Source organism: Corynebacterium tuberculostearicum, from assembly GCF_046097255.1.
GTDB lineage: Bacteria > Actinomycetota > Actinomycetes > Mycobacteriales > Mycobacteriaceae > Corynebacterium > Corynebacterium tuberculostearicum_J.
The window spans coordinates 1,102,608-1,118,090 of the sequence record NZ_CP175770.1 but is presented as its reverse complement, the minus strand read 5'-3'; the positions used below and the strand labels follow the sequence as shown (position 1 = coordinate 1,118,090).

The 15,483-nt window shown below is 56.5% G+C and carries 14 protein-coding genes, 2 tRNA genes and 1 pseudogene; 10 read left to right on the top strand and 7 right to left on the bottom strand.

Annotation, left to right across the window (positions count from 1 at the left end):
• From ACKFRY_RS05355 to ACKFRY_RS05340, 4 genes are all read right to left on the bottom strand, one after another.
• Entirely contained in the window at positions 1-1,299 is a 1,299-nt protein-coding gene (locus ACKFRY_RS05355; protein ID WP_408921938.1) for an anion permease, read from the bottom strand.
• Positions 1,300-1,619: 320 nt separating this feature from the next.
• Positions 1,620-3,122, bottom strand: a complete 1,503-nt coding sequence (locus ACKFRY_RS05350; RefSeq protein ID WP_200435300.1) for a peptide MFS transporter — start codon at positions 3,120-3,122, stop codon at positions 1,620-1,622.
• 236 nt (positions 3,123-3,358) lie between these two features.
• Positions 3,359-3,982: an ATP-dependent Clp protease proteolytic subunit gene (locus tag ACKFRY_RS05345; RefSeq protein WP_005324052.1), complete on the bottom strand. Its 624-nt coding sequence runs from the start codon at positions 3,980-3,982 to the stop codon at positions 3,359-3,361.
• A gap of 20 nt (positions 3,983-4,002) precedes the next feature.
• Positions 4,003-4,602, bottom strand: coding sequence for an ATP-dependent Clp protease proteolytic subunit (locus tag ACKFRY_RS05340; protein WP_005324051.1), 600 nt, complete (start codon positions 4,600-4,602; stop codon positions 4,003-4,005).
• A 138-nt stretch (positions 4,603-4,740) separates the two neighbouring features.
• Between ACKFRY_RS05340 and ACKFRY_RS05335 the strand changes: the two genes are divergently transcribed.
• From ACKFRY_RS05335 to ACKFRY_RS05310, 6 genes are all read left to right on the top strand, one after another.
• Positions 4,741-5,421, top strand: a complete 681-nt coding sequence (locus ACKFRY_RS05335; protein WP_005324050.1) for a metal-dependent transcriptional regulator — start codon at positions 4,741-4,743, stop codon at positions 5,419-5,421.
• A 115-nt stretch (positions 5,422-5,536) separates the two neighbouring features.
• The gene (gene nrdI / locus ACKFRY_RS05330) at positions 5,537-6,004 is read left to right on the top strand and encodes a class Ib ribonucleoside-diphosphate reductase assembly flavoprotein NrdI (RefSeq protein ID WP_005324049.1); all 468 of its coding nucleotides are present in this window, start codon (positions 5,537-5,539) and stop codon (positions 6,002-6,004) included.
• Between the two features lie 50 nt (positions 6,005-6,054).
• Positions 6,055-8,250 carry a class 1b ribonucleoside-diphosphate reductase subunit alpha gene (gene nrdE / locus ACKFRY_RS05325; protein WP_200435299.1) on the top strand — a complete coding sequence of 732 codons (2,196 nt, stop codon included), beginning with the start codon at positions 6,055-6,057 and terminating at the stop codon, positions 8,248-8,250.
• A gap of 52 nt (positions 8,251-8,302) precedes the next feature.
• Entirely contained in the window at positions 8,303-9,328 is a 1,026-nt protein-coding gene (nrdF, locus tag ACKFRY_RS05320) for a class 1b ribonucleoside-diphosphate reductase subunit beta (protein WP_005324047.1), read from the top strand.
• A complete protein-coding gene (locus ACKFRY_RS05315) occupies positions 9,279-9,584 on the top strand; it encodes a hypothetical protein (protein ID WP_150850435.1) in 306 nt (101 codons plus the stop codon). Before nrdF ends, ACKFRY_RS05315 begins: the two co-directional genes overlap by 50 nt.
• A 39-nt stretch (positions 9,585-9,623) precedes the next feature.
• Positions 9,624-10,205: an NADPH-dependent FMN reductase gene (locus ACKFRY_RS05310; protein ID WP_005324045.1), complete on the top strand. Its 582-nt coding sequence runs from the start codon at positions 9,624-9,626 to the stop codon at positions 10,203-10,205.
• Between the two features lie 173 nt (positions 10,206-10,378).
• On the opposite strand, the gene tig is transcribed toward ACKFRY_RS05310, so the two are convergent.
• The 3 genes from tig to ACKFRY_RS05295 form a co-directional block, all read right to left on the bottom strand.
• Complete coding sequence (gene tig / locus ACKFRY_RS05305) at positions 10,379-11,737, bottom strand: trigger factor (RefSeq protein WP_005324044.1); 1,359 nt, start codon at positions 11,735-11,737, stop codon at positions 10,379-10,381.
• A 90-nt stretch (positions 11,738-11,827) separates the two neighbouring features.
• A tRNA-Pro gene (locus ACKFRY_RS05300) sits at positions 11,828-11,901 on the bottom strand.
• A gap of 134 nt (positions 11,902-12,035) precedes the next feature.
• The gene (locus ACKFRY_RS05295) at positions 12,036-12,860 is read right to left on the bottom strand and encodes a DUF1542 domain-containing protein (protein WP_408923340.1); all 825 of its coding nucleotides are present in this window, start codon (positions 12,858-12,860) and stop codon (positions 12,036-12,038) included.
• A gap of 121 nt (positions 12,861-12,981) precedes the next feature.
• Here ACKFRY_RS05295 and ACKFRY_RS05290 point away from each other — a divergent pair.
• The 4 genes and pseudogenes from ACKFRY_RS05290 (at position 12,982) to ACKFRY_RS05275 (ending at position 15,419) form a co-directional block, all read left to right on the top strand.
• A tRNA-Gly gene (locus tag ACKFRY_RS05290) sits at positions 12,982-13,056 on the top strand.
• A gap of 118 nt (positions 13,057-13,174) precedes the next feature.
• Positions 13,175-13,867 carry a nitroreductase gene (locus tag ACKFRY_RS05285; RefSeq protein WP_250409298.1) on the top strand — a complete coding sequence of 231 codons (693 nt, stop codon included), beginning with the start codon at positions 13,175-13,177 and terminating at the stop codon, positions 13,865-13,867.
• A gap of 68 nt (positions 13,868-13,935) precedes the next feature.
• Entirely contained in the window at positions 13,936-14,568 is a 633-nt protein-coding gene (locus ACKFRY_RS05280; RefSeq protein ID WP_150851828.1) for a hypothetical protein, read from the top strand.
• Positions 14,569-14,586: 18 nt separating this feature from the next.
• Positions 14,587-15,419, top strand: a pseudogene (locus ACKFRY_RS05275) (aldo/keto reductase).
• The last annotated feature ends 64 nt before the right edge of the window (positions 15,420-15,483 follow it).

The window sequence follows — 15,483 nt, the reverse complement described above, 5'->3', positions numbered from 1 at the left end:
TTAGCGCTCCTCTTGAGCAGTAGACGGCGCGGAGACATCCTCCGCCTTGGTTGCGGACACTGGTGCGGCGCCGGCAGCAACCGGCTCCTTGCTGTCGGAACCTGCCCCCATGGAGGAATCCACGGACTCGGAGTTCGGGTCCCAATCATTGTTGACGTTGGAAGCATCCACCGGGTTCATGTGGGAGCGAACCACGATGAGTGCGGCCATTGCCAGCAGCAAGACGAAGTCCACGATGGCGCCGGTTGCTACGTTGGTAAAGGAGGAGACGCCGTGTGCCAACCACCAGGTAGCAAAGCCCACGAACGCAGCGCACGGCAAGGTGATGAGCCATGCGGACACCATGCGCATGGCCACACCCCAGCGAACCTCAGCACCGCGACGGCCCAGGCCGGTGCCCAAAATGGAACCGGTGGACACGTGGGTGGTGGACAGTGCCATACCACCGGTAGCAGAGGTAAGGATGATGGCTGCAGAGGTAGCTTCAGCGGCCATGCCCTGTGGGGACTCAATCTCCACCAGACCCTTGCCCAGGGTGCGGATAACGCGCCAGCCGCCGGACATGGTGCCGGCCGCGATAGCCACAGCACAGGAAACGATAACCCAGGTAGGAATGCGGGCGTCGGCAACCGCATGCCCAGAGGCAACCAGTGCCAGGAAAATAACGCCCATGGTCTTCTGCGCATCGCCAGCGCCGTGCGCCAGGGACACCAGGCAGGCGGTGACGATCTGACCGTGGCGGAAGTGCTCGTTCTTCGCCTTATTCGGGATGGTGTTGGTTACCCAGTAGATAAGGAACGTGGCACACGCCGAAACCAGCGCCGCGATAATAGGCGAGGCAACGGCTGGGATAATGATCTTGCCGGCAATGGAAGACCACTCCACACCAGTCGAGCCCATCGCAGCGAAGGCGGCACCGATGAGGCCACCGAACAAGGCGTGGGAGGAACTGGACGGCATACCCAGCAACCAGGTGAACAGGTTCCAGATGATGCCGCCGATAAGGCCGGTGAAGACGACCATCAAAAGCGCCTGGCCATCGGTGTCAGCGGCGGCGCCAGACAGGTCGTAGGAATCAAGGTTAACGATGCCCTTTGCCACGGTCGCAGCAACGTTGACCGAAAGGAAAGCACCGACAAGGTTGAGGACTGCGGAGATTGCCACCGCAGTAAAAGGCTTCAAAGCACCGGTGGCAATGGACGTAGCCATCGCGTTGGCAGTGTCATGAAATCCGTTCGTAAAGTCAAAGGCAAGGGCGGTTACCACCACAATGCCGAGGATAATCAGAGTCGCTGTCACAGCGTTGGCCCCTTGGAAAGAAAACAGATGAACACGGTACGCACCTACGACGCTTTCACGCGTCGCGGACGAAATGCAGATTACCCCTGCGCCTATCCGCAGACAATTGCTTTTCTTTAATATTTCCTTTGGTTAACCTTTTGTTAACCTGCTGGGGCTCAGAATCGAGCCCAAGAGGATTCCGAAGGGATAAAAATTCCCCAGCTAATGCCAATTAAATACCCCCACCTGCCCCCGCTTAACCCGAGTGATAAAACCACTTAGGGAGGTATGCCAACATCACGCCGACATACCTCCCATTTAAGGGTGCTTTACAGCGCCTAGCGGAAGGTAGAGAACTTCTTTACCACCCAGCGGCTTAGAACAAGCAGGATGGCACCCAACACGATGGATACAACACCAAGGGAGATGAAGAAGGTATTCTCCGCGCCTGCATCATCCGGGTTATAGAAGCTAGCCAAGGAGCCGGCCAGCGAGGTACCCATAGCCACCGCCATCATCCACACCGCCATCATGCGGGACGGGAATGCCACCGGCGCCACCTTGGTGGCAAGCGCATTGCCCACCGGCGAAAGAAGGAGCTCCGCCATGGTGAAAAGGAAGAGGATGAAAACGATGACAAACATCGGGGTGGAGTTCGCTTCCGCACCCGAGAAAGGAAGGAAGAAGAACAAGGAGATGCCGATGACGATATTGGCTACGCCGAACTTTACTGGGGTGGACCACTGCCTATCCCCTAGCTTCGTCCACATCGTTGCGAAGACAGCGGAGAAAATAACAATAAAGATCGGGTTAATGGACTGCACCAGTGATGGCGGGATTTCCCAGCCAAACATGTGGCGGTCCAGGCGCACATCCGAATAAATCGTCATCACCGTAAACTGCTGCTGGAAGATTCCGAAGAACAAAACACCGGAAATAAACATCGGAATAAAGCCCAACAGGCGGTTCTTTTCCTCGCGGGTCACCAACTTCGAGGTATACATCTGTGCCCACAGATAGATTGCTGCAACCAGAGCAACCGCGGTGACAATATTGGACAGCCAATCAACCTGAATAGCGCCGGTAGCCAATGCCACCACCATAACCACGATGATGGCTGCAACTACCACCACACCCATGAGCAATTGCTTCCGGCTAGCCGGGTTTGGAACCTCGTGCCCCGCATCCTTAATGGTGGTCTTGCGCATGAGCGAATACTGGATCAGGCCGAGCGCCATGCCAATTGCTGCAATACCGAAACCCCAATGGAAACCCTGCCAGCCCCACAGCGCGGTGGTGAGCAGCGGACCAACAAGCGCGCCGATATTAACGCCCATATAGAAGATGGAGAAACCACCATCGCGGCGCGGGTCATCGCGGGAGTACATGGAGCCAAGCACAACCTGCGCAGTGGTCTTAACGCCACCGGAACCAACCGCAATGAGGACAAGACCAATGGCCAAACCAGTTACCGCGGGGATAAATGCCAAGGCGAGGTGACCAGCCATGACCAGAACGGCCGAATAAAACAAAGTGCGCTCTGCACCCAAGACTCGGTCGGCAACAAGGGAAGCCAACAAGCAAGCCATGTACACCAAGCCGCCATAGGCACCCACGATGGACGTCGCGTCCGCGCGGTCTAGACCAAGACCGCCATCGGTAGTGGCGTAATACATGTACAGCAAGACAAGTGCCTGCATACCGTAGAAGCTAAATCGCTCCCACATTTCCACGCCAAAGAGGTTGGCCAAGCCCCATGGGTGGCCAAAGAATGTACGTTCGCCGCTCTGCGGTGTGGGCGCAGCAGCCTGGGCCGCCGCGTCAGATGTGTGTTTCTCCATAAAAATATATGACCACTTAGAGGTCTAAATCACAAATCGACCATTATAGGTTTAGTGTCGCACGATAGAAATTAACCTAACGACCTGCAGAAATTGTATGAAGAGAGATACCCCCCCTTCGGGTGCAGCGCGAGCCAACAGGACACCCCTTCTCTGCTTTAAAAGCAGAAAACCCCTGCCATGCAACCGGAGTGCCGGTTGAATGGCAGGGGCCACGTGGAAAGCGTTATTCCAAATTATGCATTGAGCTTGCGGTAATCAAAGACCGTATCGATGATGCCGTATTCGACGGCCTCCTGAGCGGTCAGAATCTTATCGCGGTCAGTGTCAATGCGGATCTGCTCAGCGGTACGACCAGTGTGCTCAGACAGGGTGGTTTCCATCAGCTTACGCATGCGCTCAATCTCGGCGGCCTGGATCTCCAAGTCAGAAACCTGGCCTTGGGTACCCTGGGTCGCCGGCTGGTGGATAAGCACGCGGGAGTTTGGCAGCGCTGCGCGCTTGCCCGGTGCCCCCGCAGCTAGGAGCACTGCTGCTGCGGAAGCAGCCTGGCCCAAGCACACGGTCTGAACGTCAGGACGCACGTAGCGCATGGTGTCATAAATAGCCATCAGCGCGGTAAAGGAACCACCCGGCGAGTTGATGTACATGGTGATGTCACGGTCCGGGTCTTGGCTTTCCAGGACTAGCAACTGCGCCATGATGTCATTGGCGGAAGTATCATCCACCTGGGTCCCCAGGAAGATGATGCGCTCTTCAAAAAGCTTGGAGTATGGGTTGGTTTCCTTAGTGCCCTGTGCGGACTGCTCAATGAAGGACGGCAGAACGTAGCGGGAACTTGGCATCTGGGACTGATTCATAGTGATTTTCTCCTTATTCCCTAGTTGCTCAGCGGGCCGTTAACGGACTCAATGACGTGGTCAACAATGCCGTAGTCCTTGGCCTGTTGGGCGGTCATCCAACGGTCACGGTCGGAGTCCTTGGTGATCTGCTCAAAGGTCTGGCCGGTGTGCTCTGCAATGAGCTCGGCCATCTCGCGCTTAGTCTGAGCAAACTGCTCAGCCTGGATCGCGATATCCGCAGCGGTACCACCGACACCAGCGGAAGGCTGGTGCATCATAATGCGCGCGTGCGGCAGAGCGTAGCGCTTGCCCTTGGTGCCGCCGGAAAGCAGGAACTGACCCATGGAGGCAGCCAGGCCCATGCCGTACGTGGCAATATCGCACGGCGAGTACTTCATGGTGTCATAAATAGCCATGCCCGCAGTGACAGAGCCACCCGGGGAGTTGATGTAGAGCGAAATGTCGCGAGTGGGGTCCTCGGCGGACAGCAGGAGGATCTGGGCGCACAGCTTGTTCGCAATCTCATCATCGACCTGGGTTCCCAGGAAGATAATGCGCTCGCGCAACAGGCGCTCGTACACGCTATCGCTCAGATTCATACCCGTAGACGACGAGTTCATTGAAATCTTCTCAGACATTAGTGGTTCTCCTTCAAGTGAAGAATGCTTTAACTGGCCCCACCTTACCGGCATTCCTCTCAAACTTGGCCCCTGTTCGCTATGAGCGTTGGGCCACAGCGCCAAAGGCGCACACGGAAGCTGGGTTAACATTTACTCATGTCTGTTTCCGAGCTGTCCACCAGTACCCAGAACTATTTGAAAGCTATCTGGGGGCTAAAGGAATGGTCATCCGAGCCCGTTACCGCCACGCTTATAGCGAAACAGCTGGGACTCAAGCTCTCCTCGGTTTCCGATGCAGTGCGCAAAATGGCGAAGCAAGGGCTCGTGTCACACACGCCCTATGGCTCTGTGGAGTTAACCGAACTTGGCAGGCAGTACGCATTGGTCATGGTGCGCCGTCACCGATTGCTTGAGTCTTTTTTGGTTCAAGCATTGGGCTACACCTGGGACGAAGTCCATAATGAAGCCGAAAATCTCGAACACGCGGTGTCTGACATGCTCATAGAACGTGTGGATAAGTTCCTTGATTACCCCACTAGGGATCCGCACGGCGATCCTATCCCTACGGTTGATGGACAGATCACCATCCCCAGTGCGCATCGCCTCACCGACAGCGGTGCACAATCGCAGGTGACCGTGGAACGCATTTCTGATTCCGACCCACAACTGCTGAAGTTCCTTGAAGAGCGCGGCATTGTCACTGGGGCTGTTCTTAGCACGCGCGAGGGAGCGCCCTTTTCAGATTCTCTCGAAATACAGGTGGCCGGCGGCACTCAGTGGGTAGTACTTGGACGCCCAGCTACCGACGCAGTGTTTGTAGCACACCACAACCTTTAGACATTCCCCTTTGCATTAATCCTGCTCTCACCTGCCCTTTTCAAAACTACGTTAGACCGTAGTTGCAACTACGGCATTACGTAGTTAGTCTTTTCGAATATCACCTACCCCACTTATGGCTAAGGCCAGGATGAGCAGGATTGCCATGTCAGACTCACCAGATTTGGTGTACTTTTCCAGCGTTTCAGAGAACACGAAAAGATTCGTCGAACGCTTAGATAGACCCGCGGTGCGCATTCCACTGCGCCCCAAGAAAACCGGGATGATCCAGGTTTCACACCCGTACGTACTCATCGTTCCCACCTACGGCGGCGGCTCGCTCAAACGCGCAGTCCCCAAACAGGTCATCGACTTCCTCAATGACCCAATCAACCGCTCCTTTATCCGGGGCGTTATTACCTCAGGGAATACCAACTTCGGAAGTGCTTACTGCGTCGCCGGACGCATCATTTCCGCCAAGTGCCACGTACCGGAGCTGTATCACTTCGAGCTTCTCGGCACCCAGAAGGACATCGCCGCCGTAAAGCAGGGCCTTCAGAAGTTTTGGGAGCAGCAAAAGCAGCTAACGATGACACCCCATTAATCCCCCACAAGATGAAGAACACATCCGCATCACACAGATTGGAAAACACAATGTGGCCTCTTGATGCCACCCCCACACAGACTATTGGCGCTACGCCCCGCACCGCTTCAGCAGACAATGCCGGCGGTGTCGGCAAGCGCAAGAGCTACCACGCACTCAACGCGCAGCTGAACTTGTTCGACGCTTCTGGAAAAATCCAGTTTGACAAGGACATTCAGGCAGCACAAGACTATGTCACACACCATGTCGCTCCCCGCATGCATCAGTTCGATTCCACCAAGCAGCGCTTGGAATGGTTGGTTGATAACGAGTACTACGAGCGGGATTTCCTTGAGCTTTATGATGACGCCTTTCTGTGCGCCATGTACGACAGAGCACATCGAGTTAAGCATCAGTTCCGCACCTTCCTCGGCGCATTTAAGTTCTTCACTTCATATGCACTGAAAACCTTTGATGGCTCCCGATTCCTAGAAGGCTACGAAGAACGCGTCGCCACCACAGCTTTATACCTTGCACAGGGCGACGAAGAGCTCGCAGAAAAGCTGGTGGATGACATCATGACCGGACGCTTCCAGCCCGCCACCCCTACTTTTCTCAACGCAGGCAAAGCCCAGCGCGGCGAACTGGTCTCCTGCTTCCTCCTGCGAATCGAAGACAATTTGGAGAGCATTGGCCGCTGCGTGAACTCTGCACTGCAACTATCAAAGCGCGGTGGTGGAGTGGCCCTGTTGCTGAGCAATCTGCGCGAATCCGGAGCCCCGATCAAAAAGATTGAGAACCAGGCTTCCGGCGTAGTCCCAGTCATGAAGATTCTCGAAGATAGCTTCAGCTATGCCAACCAATTGGGCTCCCGGCAGGGCGCTGGAGCCGTCTACCTGCATGCGCACCATCCAGATATTCTTCGCTTCCTGGATACCAAGCGGGAAAATGCCGATGAGAAAGTCCGCATCAAGACTCTTTCGCTGGGGGTTGTTATTCCAGATATAACCTTCCGTCTGGCCAAAGAGAACAAGGATATGCATCTTTTTAGCCCGTATGACATCGCTCGCGAGTACGGCGTAGCCATGTCTGACATGTCCATCACCGAGTACTACGACGAGCTGGTTGCCAATCCGCGAATCTCTCACACGACCATTAAGGCCCGCGAGTTTTTCACCACGCTGGCTGAGCTTCAGTTTGAATCCGGATACCCCTACATCCTCTTTGAGGATACGGTCAACCGCGCTAATCCCCTCAAAGGACATATCAATATGTCCAACCTGTGTAGCGAAATCCTCCAGGTCAACACGCCATCGACCTACGGAGCTTCGGGTGACTACACCACTGTTGGCCAGGATATTTCCTGCAATCTAGGTTCGCTCAACATTGCGAAGGCTTTTGAATCGCCGGACTTCGGGGAGACCGTCGAAACCGCAGTGCGTGCCCTCACGAAGGTTTCAGACCTGACGAATATCGAAGCTGTTCCCTCCATCGCTCACGGAAATGCTTCCATGCATGCCATTGGTCTGGGCCAAATGAATCTCCACGGCTTCCTTGCTTCACAGCGTATTCCTTATGGCTGCGCCGAGGCACTGGACTTTACAAATATCTATTTCCTCACGGTGACCTACCATGCGCTCCGCGCATCCCATGCACTCGCGGTTGAAAAAGGTCAACGATTCACAGGCTTCGAAGAATCCACCTATGCCACTGGCGCCTACTTTGACAAATACGTCGACCAAGACTGGGCGCCAGCCACTGAACACGTAAAACAGCTCTTCCACGAAGCAGGCGTGCAGATCCCTCAACGCGAGGATTGGCTACGGCTCAAGAATCAAGTGATGCAAGACGGCATCTACAACGCCTACTTGCAGGCAGTTCCACCCACTGGATCAATTTCCTACATCAATGACTCCACCGCGTCCATCCACCCAATTGCCTCCAAAATTGAAATACGCAAGGAAGGCCGCTTGGGGCGCGTGTACTACCCCGCGCCGGAAATGACCAACGACAACCTGGAGTATTTCGATGACTCCTACGCCGTGGGATACGAAAAAATCATCGACACCTACGCCATGGCCACCCAACACGTGGACCAAGGGCTTTCCCTGACCTTGTTCTTTACCGCTGATACCACCACGCGGGACATCAACAAGGCACAAATCTATGCCTGGAAAGCCGGAATCAAGACCCTCTACTACATCCGTTTACGCCAATCCGCGCTCCAAGGAACCGAGGTCGAAGGCTGCGTCTCCTGTGCTCTGTAGGAGCACGGTCCTCCCCCTTGTCCACAACCATTCACTCAGAAAGAAAGAAGCTATGTCGTCAACATCGAATAGTGCTGAACTAACCAGCATTTCAGTTACTCCGCCGAGCTACCGGCATGATCCTTCAGCCCGCATCCGCGCCATCAATTGGAACCGGGTGAGCGATGACAAGGATCTTGAAGTGTGGAACCGTCTAACCACCAACTTTTGGTTGCCAGAGAAGGTCCCGCTTTCTAATGATCTCCCGGCGTGGCAGAAGATGACACCCGAGGAACGCAACCTCACCATGCGGGTGTTCACGGGACTCACCACCCTGGATACTGTCCAGGCCACCGTGGGTGAAATCTGTCAGATTCAAGATGCCCGCACCGAACACGAGGAGGCCGTGTATACCAACATCGCGTTCATGCAGTCAGTCCATGCCCGTTCATACTCTTCAGTGTTTTCTACCCTGAGCAGTACAAAGGAAATTGATGAAGCATACCGCTGGGCGGTGAATAACGACCTTCTCCAGGCACGCGCCAAGAAAGTTCTCGCGCACTATTTTGGGCCGGATCCACTCAAACGCAAGGTGTCATCGACGTTGCTTTCCTCGCTGCTTCTCTACGCGGGTTTCTATCTTCCCTTGCACTTTTCTGTCCACGCCACCCTGACAAATACGGCAGACATGATCCGCCTCATTCTGCGTGACAAGGCAGTGCACGGCTACTACTCGGGTTACAAATATCAGCGCGGTCTGGAATCCACGACCCCGCTACGGCAGAAGGAGATGCATGATTTCACCATTTCTTTGCTCGAAGAGCTTTATGCACTAGAGCTGGACTATTCCGGCGAGCTATATGAGCCTTTGGGACTCATGGATGATGTAGCCGTGTTCGTTCGCTATAACGCCAATAAGGCACTCATGAATTTGGGCTACCCGGATTATTTCCCGCCCGAAGAAACGGAAGTGAACCCAGAAATCCTCGCGGCCCTAGCCCCCGGAGCAGATGAGAACCATGACTTCTTCTCCGGATCTGGTTCCTCCTATGTCATTGGTACTGCTGAAGAAACGAGTGATGATGACTGGGATTTCTAAACCTTTTCCGCGACCGGACCAAGGAAGCTGGCTTGAGACCATCGCGCTGTTTGAAGCCATCCGCGAAGGAAACCAACCCGCAGCCATGCGGCTGTTGAATACATCCGCCGCACGAGAGGCCGTCCTCGGGGGGCTTCTAGGACTCATCGATCTGTACTTCCGCCATGAAGAAGGAGACAAAGTAGATGGCTTCCTCACCGCCGCCCACGCTGCCGGCCCACCACCGGCCTTTGGCTGCAAGCCTTTTCTCCCTTGACCACGTCTCCCTACACCCAACTAAGAAAGAAGGTTTACCATGACCACCCCACGTATCAGCGTTATCGTCGGCAGCCTGCGCCGAGAGTCATTTGCACGCAAGATTGCACACGAGGTGCTCACGATGATCCCTGAAGGCTACGAGGCAAACATCGTGGAAATCCGTGACTTGCCGCTCTATGACTTCGACTACGATGACCCCGCCGTCACGGACAAGCCCACTCCGGCTGAGTACACCACCTTTCGCGAGACCATCAAGAACTCGAGCGGGATCCTCTTCATTACGCCAGAGAACAACCGCACTATCCCTGCCTGCCTCAAAAACGCAGTGGACATCGGCTCTAAACCCAACTCAGATGTGGCGTGGAAGAACCTTCCCGCAGGTATCATTAGCCACTCTGTAGGCCGCATGGGCGGCTACAGTTCACAGAAGAACCTTCGCCTCGCTCTGTCCTACTTCGACATGCCGCTCCCTGGTCAGCCCGAAGTATTTCTGGGCCAATCCCCCACCCTTTTCGAAGAGTCCGGACATCTCAATCAACGTACCGCAGACTTTGTCAAGGATTACGTTATGCGCTTCCTGCAGTTGACCGACGAGGCCTTTAGAGCCAAGAACGGCTAGCGGTATCCCCAGCCAACACACATCACGCCCTCTTCGAAGTACTCAAAGACTCCTAGAGGGCGTTCACAATGACACAAACCCCGGATTCAGGCTCATCCTTGAGTTACCTGAATCCGGGGTTTCATGCGCGCTCGCCACCACACATGTGGCAGCAGCGCGTTACAAGCGGGAGATTACTTCTCCTCGGAAGCTTCTGCAGCGTCCTCTTCTTCGATTTCACCGAAGTACTGGTCAACGTCTACGTCGTTGCCCTCTTCATCCTTGACGGTGGTGCGGCAGATAGCGGCAGCCAGTGCCTTGCCACGGCGCACGTCAGAGAAGAGGTTAGCGATCTGGCCGTTGGACTGCAGCTGCTGGATGAACTGGTTCGGGTCCATGCCGTAGGACTGAGCGGTGAACAGGATGTGGTCGGTCAGCTCCTGCTGGGAAACTTCCGGCTCTTCCTTCTCTGCTACAGCGTCAAGGAACAGCTGGGTGCGGACGGACTCTTCTGCCTGCTCGCGAGTCTGCTTATCAAACTCTTCGCGGGAGGTGCCCTGTGCCTCAAGCAGCTGAGCCAGTGCCTTCTCATCGTGAGCCAGCTGGCCCAGGATCTGGTGCAGCTGGGAGTGAGCCTGCTCGTCCACTACGGACTGCGGCAGCTCGAATTCAACCTCGGACAGTGCGGACTTCAGAACCTCATCGCGGATCTGTGCAGCCTGCTCAGCCTTCTTGGTCTCCTCCACCTGGGTCTTGGTGGACTCACGCAGCTCGTCCATGGTGTCGAACTCAGAAGCCATCTGAGCGAACTCATCGTCCATAGCCGGCAGCTTGCGCTCCTTGGACTGCTGAACGTGGACCTTGATGGTGGCCTCTTCGTCCTTGTGCTCGCCGGACTGGATGGTGGAGGTGAACTCGTTATCCTCACCGGTCTTCATGCCGCGCAGGGCGGTATCCAGACCCTTGATGAGGTCATCGTCACCGATGCGGTAGGAAAGACCCTCGGTGGAAGCGTCTTCAATCTTCTCGCCGTCGATCTCAGCGGTGATGTCGATGATGGCGTAGTCGCCGGTCTTCATCTTGCGCTTGGTGTCTTTGAGCTCACCGAAGCGCTCTGCCAGCTCCTCCAGAGCCTTGTCGACGTCCTCTTCGTCAGCCTTCAGGGCCGGGACGGTAACGGAGATCTTGGAGAAGTCCGGAATCTCGAACTCAGGGCGGATATCAACCTCGGCGGTGAACTCCACGAAGTCCTTGTCCTCGATCTTGGAAATGTCAACGTCCGGCTGGCCGATGACCTTCAGATCGTTTTCCTTGACTGCCTGCTCGTAGCGGGAAGGCAGCATGTCGTTGACAACCTGCTCCAGGATGGGGCCGCGGCCGAAGCGAGCGTCAATAAGCTGGCGCGGTGCCTTGCCCTTACGGAAACCTGGAATAGAAACCTGCTGCGCGATTGCCGCGTAAGCTTGATCGATTTCCTGGTCCAGCTCCGCAAACGGAACGTTGACGGTGAGCTTAACGCGGGTATCGCTCAGCTTGTCTACGGTGGTCTTCACGAGTGAATCTCCCTGGCTTCATTGTTTTACGTACATAAACTTAAAGGGGGTCCGGAAATCCTTATTAGGGCATTTCCAGACCCCCATACGTCGGGGCGACAGGATTTGAACCTGCGACCCCCTGCTCCCAAAGCAGGTGCGCTACCAAACTGCGCCACGCCCCGTATGTAGGCCACCAAGTTGCCTTGGCTGCGTTGCATACCTGAGACAGTGTACCGTGTCCGTTTTAAATCTCCTAAACGGACCCCCACTTAATGGAATCAACGCAGCACAGAGGCCACTTTTGACAGTCTAGCGGCTAGAAATCGAAATCAAACATTCCGTCAAAGAATCCGCCGCCGTCGCCATCGCCAAGGCCATCAAACAGGCCGCCGCCGTCATCGCCGCCGCCCATGTCACCGGCGTCACCAGCATCGCCAGCGTCACCACCCATGTCGCCAGCATCGCCCATGCCATCACCGCCACCCCAGTCGCCGCTTTCTGCGGCAGCTGCGGAATAACCAATGCCGGACATGCCGGAGAACAGGGCATTAAACATCATGGAGTAGCCAACCATCCACACGCCGGTCTGCAACGCATCCGCCCACCACGGACGCGAGTACCAACCCGCCGGAACTGGGCGCCCTGCAACGGTTCCGCCTGGGTAGTAGTTCGGGGTATCCGCGGAGGCATACGGCGAGGCAGTGATCTGCTGGCCATTCGCTTCCACCGTGCGCTTTTCTGTCACCTTGCCGGCGGCGCGCTGCCCCTCGAGCGGTGGCAACTCTGGTCCCGGGTTCATGCCCATAATCTCGCGCGCGGCATTCACATAGTGCATGCCTTCCAGAGCGGACTCACGCGCTAGGTTTGCCTGCTTTGCGGTGGCGGCGCGCGAAATCGCCGAGTTAGCTGCCGTGAAACGCTCGGACGCATCGGCCATTGCCTGCTGGGAGGCAGAGTCTGTGCCAGAAATCTGCATTACCTGGCCGCCCAGGCGTTCAATCCACCGGCGAGCGTCAGCTTGTGCATCGGCCAATTGCTGTGCTTCTCGTTCCTCGCGGCGTTTTTGGGAGTTGTGCGAAGACATAAACCACGCGCCTCCGCCGACTACCAGCACAAGGAGCAAAATTCCCACTACGATCATCGCTTTCTATAGATAGGGCCATTTCTCTTTTAACAACGGCTCAAGCGCCACCCTAGTTCCCTATTTTCATTTTTGCCCCCGCGTGCGCTAAAGTATGGCGCAGCGTTCAATAGCGCTCTGTGGGAATGTCGTATAGTGGCTAATACCTCAGCCTTCCAAGCTGAAGACGCGGGTTCGATTCCCGTCATTCCCTCCACTTTCGCCCATCGTTCAGGTGGGCGATTTTTTCGTTTTACCTACCCCAGACCCGCTCACCCGCGCTGGCCACGCTTGGTTTAAGGCAGACACATGCGGTGATGTGTAGGGTGGCGCGCATGACTTCATCCAATAAGTATTCCGAATTCATCCGCAACCGCCATTCTCCCCGCGCGTTCCTGCCGGAGCCTATGCCGGTTGAAGACATCAAGCAGGTCTTGGAGGACGCTCAATCCGCACCGTCCAACTCCAATACCCAGCCGTGGAACGTGCACGTAGTGGGCGGGGAAAAGCTCAAGGAGCTCAGCGCTGCGCTGATTAAGGAATTCGATACCAACGGCCTTAGCCCGGACTTCACCACAGATTATGGTGAGGGCATCCACCCCCAGCGCTCCCAGGAGCTGGCCGCCAAAATGTACGGGCTGCTTGGCATTAAGCGCGAAGATAAAGAAGGCCGCATGGAATTCATCCGCGAAAACCTGCGCTTCTTTGGCGCGCCCCATGCGGTACTGCTTTTTATCCCGCCGATGGGCGACCGCATCCGCGCCGCCTTCGACCAGGGAACCTACACCGAAAACTTCCTGCTTTCCCTGGAGGCACACGGCTATCACGGCATCCCGCAGGGCATGATTTCCCTGATTGCGCCAACCGCACGTGAATTCCTCGGCGTGGACGAGGACTACAAACTGGTCACCGCCATTACCTTTGGTACGGCCGATGAATCTAGCCCAGTCTTTAACACGGCTCCGGGCCGCGCGCCGCTCTCAGAGACCGTAACGGTGCACGGCATCGAGGGTCTAGAGCTCGACTAAAGCTGCGGCGGTGATTTGTGTGGGCAAAGTTGGCCGAAGGGGGCGTCGGCAAGCATAGAATTGAGTCCATGGATATCACTCTTGCGACCTTTGACCATGCGCCGGAGACCGCACTGCGCGGCGTTCGTTTTAATAACACGTGGGTGCCTTCGGAAACGTACGCGGACTCCCGCCGCGGCACCCTGACCGGCCAGTACCCGCAGCGCCAAGCCACCACGCGCATCAGCGAGGTTTTTGCTGGGGTGGGCTATGAGGTCCGCGAAGACACGCAGCCTGCCGGTGAAGACGTCTTTCGCCTGCTAGAACAGCCCAGCCCGGAGGAACTCGACCAAGTTGAAGGCGTTATTGCCGTCTGCTCCCTGCTGGGAGGAAATGCCCCGATGTCGGTGCTATGGCCGGGCGTGGCGGAAAACGGGGAGAATAACGAGCTGGTCTCCCCTATTGACTTGGCTCCTACCCTCGCCGCCATTGCCGGGCTGGATGTGCGGCCCAATGCTCGCTTGTCCTTCGATGGGTTGAACTTGGTTCCGGTACTGCGCCATGGCGCCTCGGGGCACGCCGCGTTGTTCTTTGACAATGGCGTGCGCATGATTGACGCCGCGCTTATCGACGGCACCGCTACCCCACCCCACGAGCGCGCCCGCCTGCAAGATGAGTGGGAGACGTGGAATAAATTCATCACGCTCGGCCCACTGCAGTAGGCAGGTAGTCTGGGGCGCATGAGCGTACCTAACATCACCCTGAATGACGGCAATACCATCCCGCAGCTGGGCTTTGGCGTATTCCAAATGGATCCGGATAAGACCGAAGAGCTGGTAGCCGAGGCCCTGCGCGTGGGCTATCGCCATATCGATACCGCCGCTATCTATGGCAACGAGGAAGGCGTGGGCCGGGCAATTGCCAAGTCCGGCATTCCGCGCGAGGAACTTTTTGTCACCACCAAGCTGTGGAATGACCGCCAGACCGATGCCGCCGCAGCGCTTGATGAGTCTTTGGACAAGCTCGGCCTAGAGTATGTGGATCTCTACCTCATCCATTGGCCGACCCCGGCGAAGGGAACCTACGTCGAAGCCTGGCAGCAGCTCATCGAGTTGCAGAAGCAGGGCAAGGCAAAGTCCATCGGCGTCTCCAACTTCGAGCTCGAGCACCTGGACCAGCTGGAGCTCAAGACCGACGTTAAGCCGGCGGTCAATCAGGTCGAGCTTCACCCTTACCTGCAGCGCTGGCGCGAGCTGGACGCCTTCCGCGCCCACACCGTAGCTATTGAGGCATGGGGCCTTTGGGCCAGGGTAAGAGCGATATTTTGGATGCCCCCGAGGTCACCGACGCCGCTGCAGCGCACGATGTCAGCCCAGCGCAGGTCGTCATCCGCTGGCACCTGCAAAATGGCGTCATCCTCTTCCCTAAGTCCGCCACGCCCTCGCGCATCGCGGAGAATTTCGACGTCTTTGGCTTTGAGCTCACCGAGGACGAGATGGCTGCCATCACCGCCTTGGATGAGGGCGAAGAGGGACGTGGCGGTCCGCACCCGAATGACATGAATGACGCCTAAGGCTTAGCGCCCGTCTCGGCCGACCCGGCCGGTGCGCACACAGAAACGCCGCGGAACCACCATT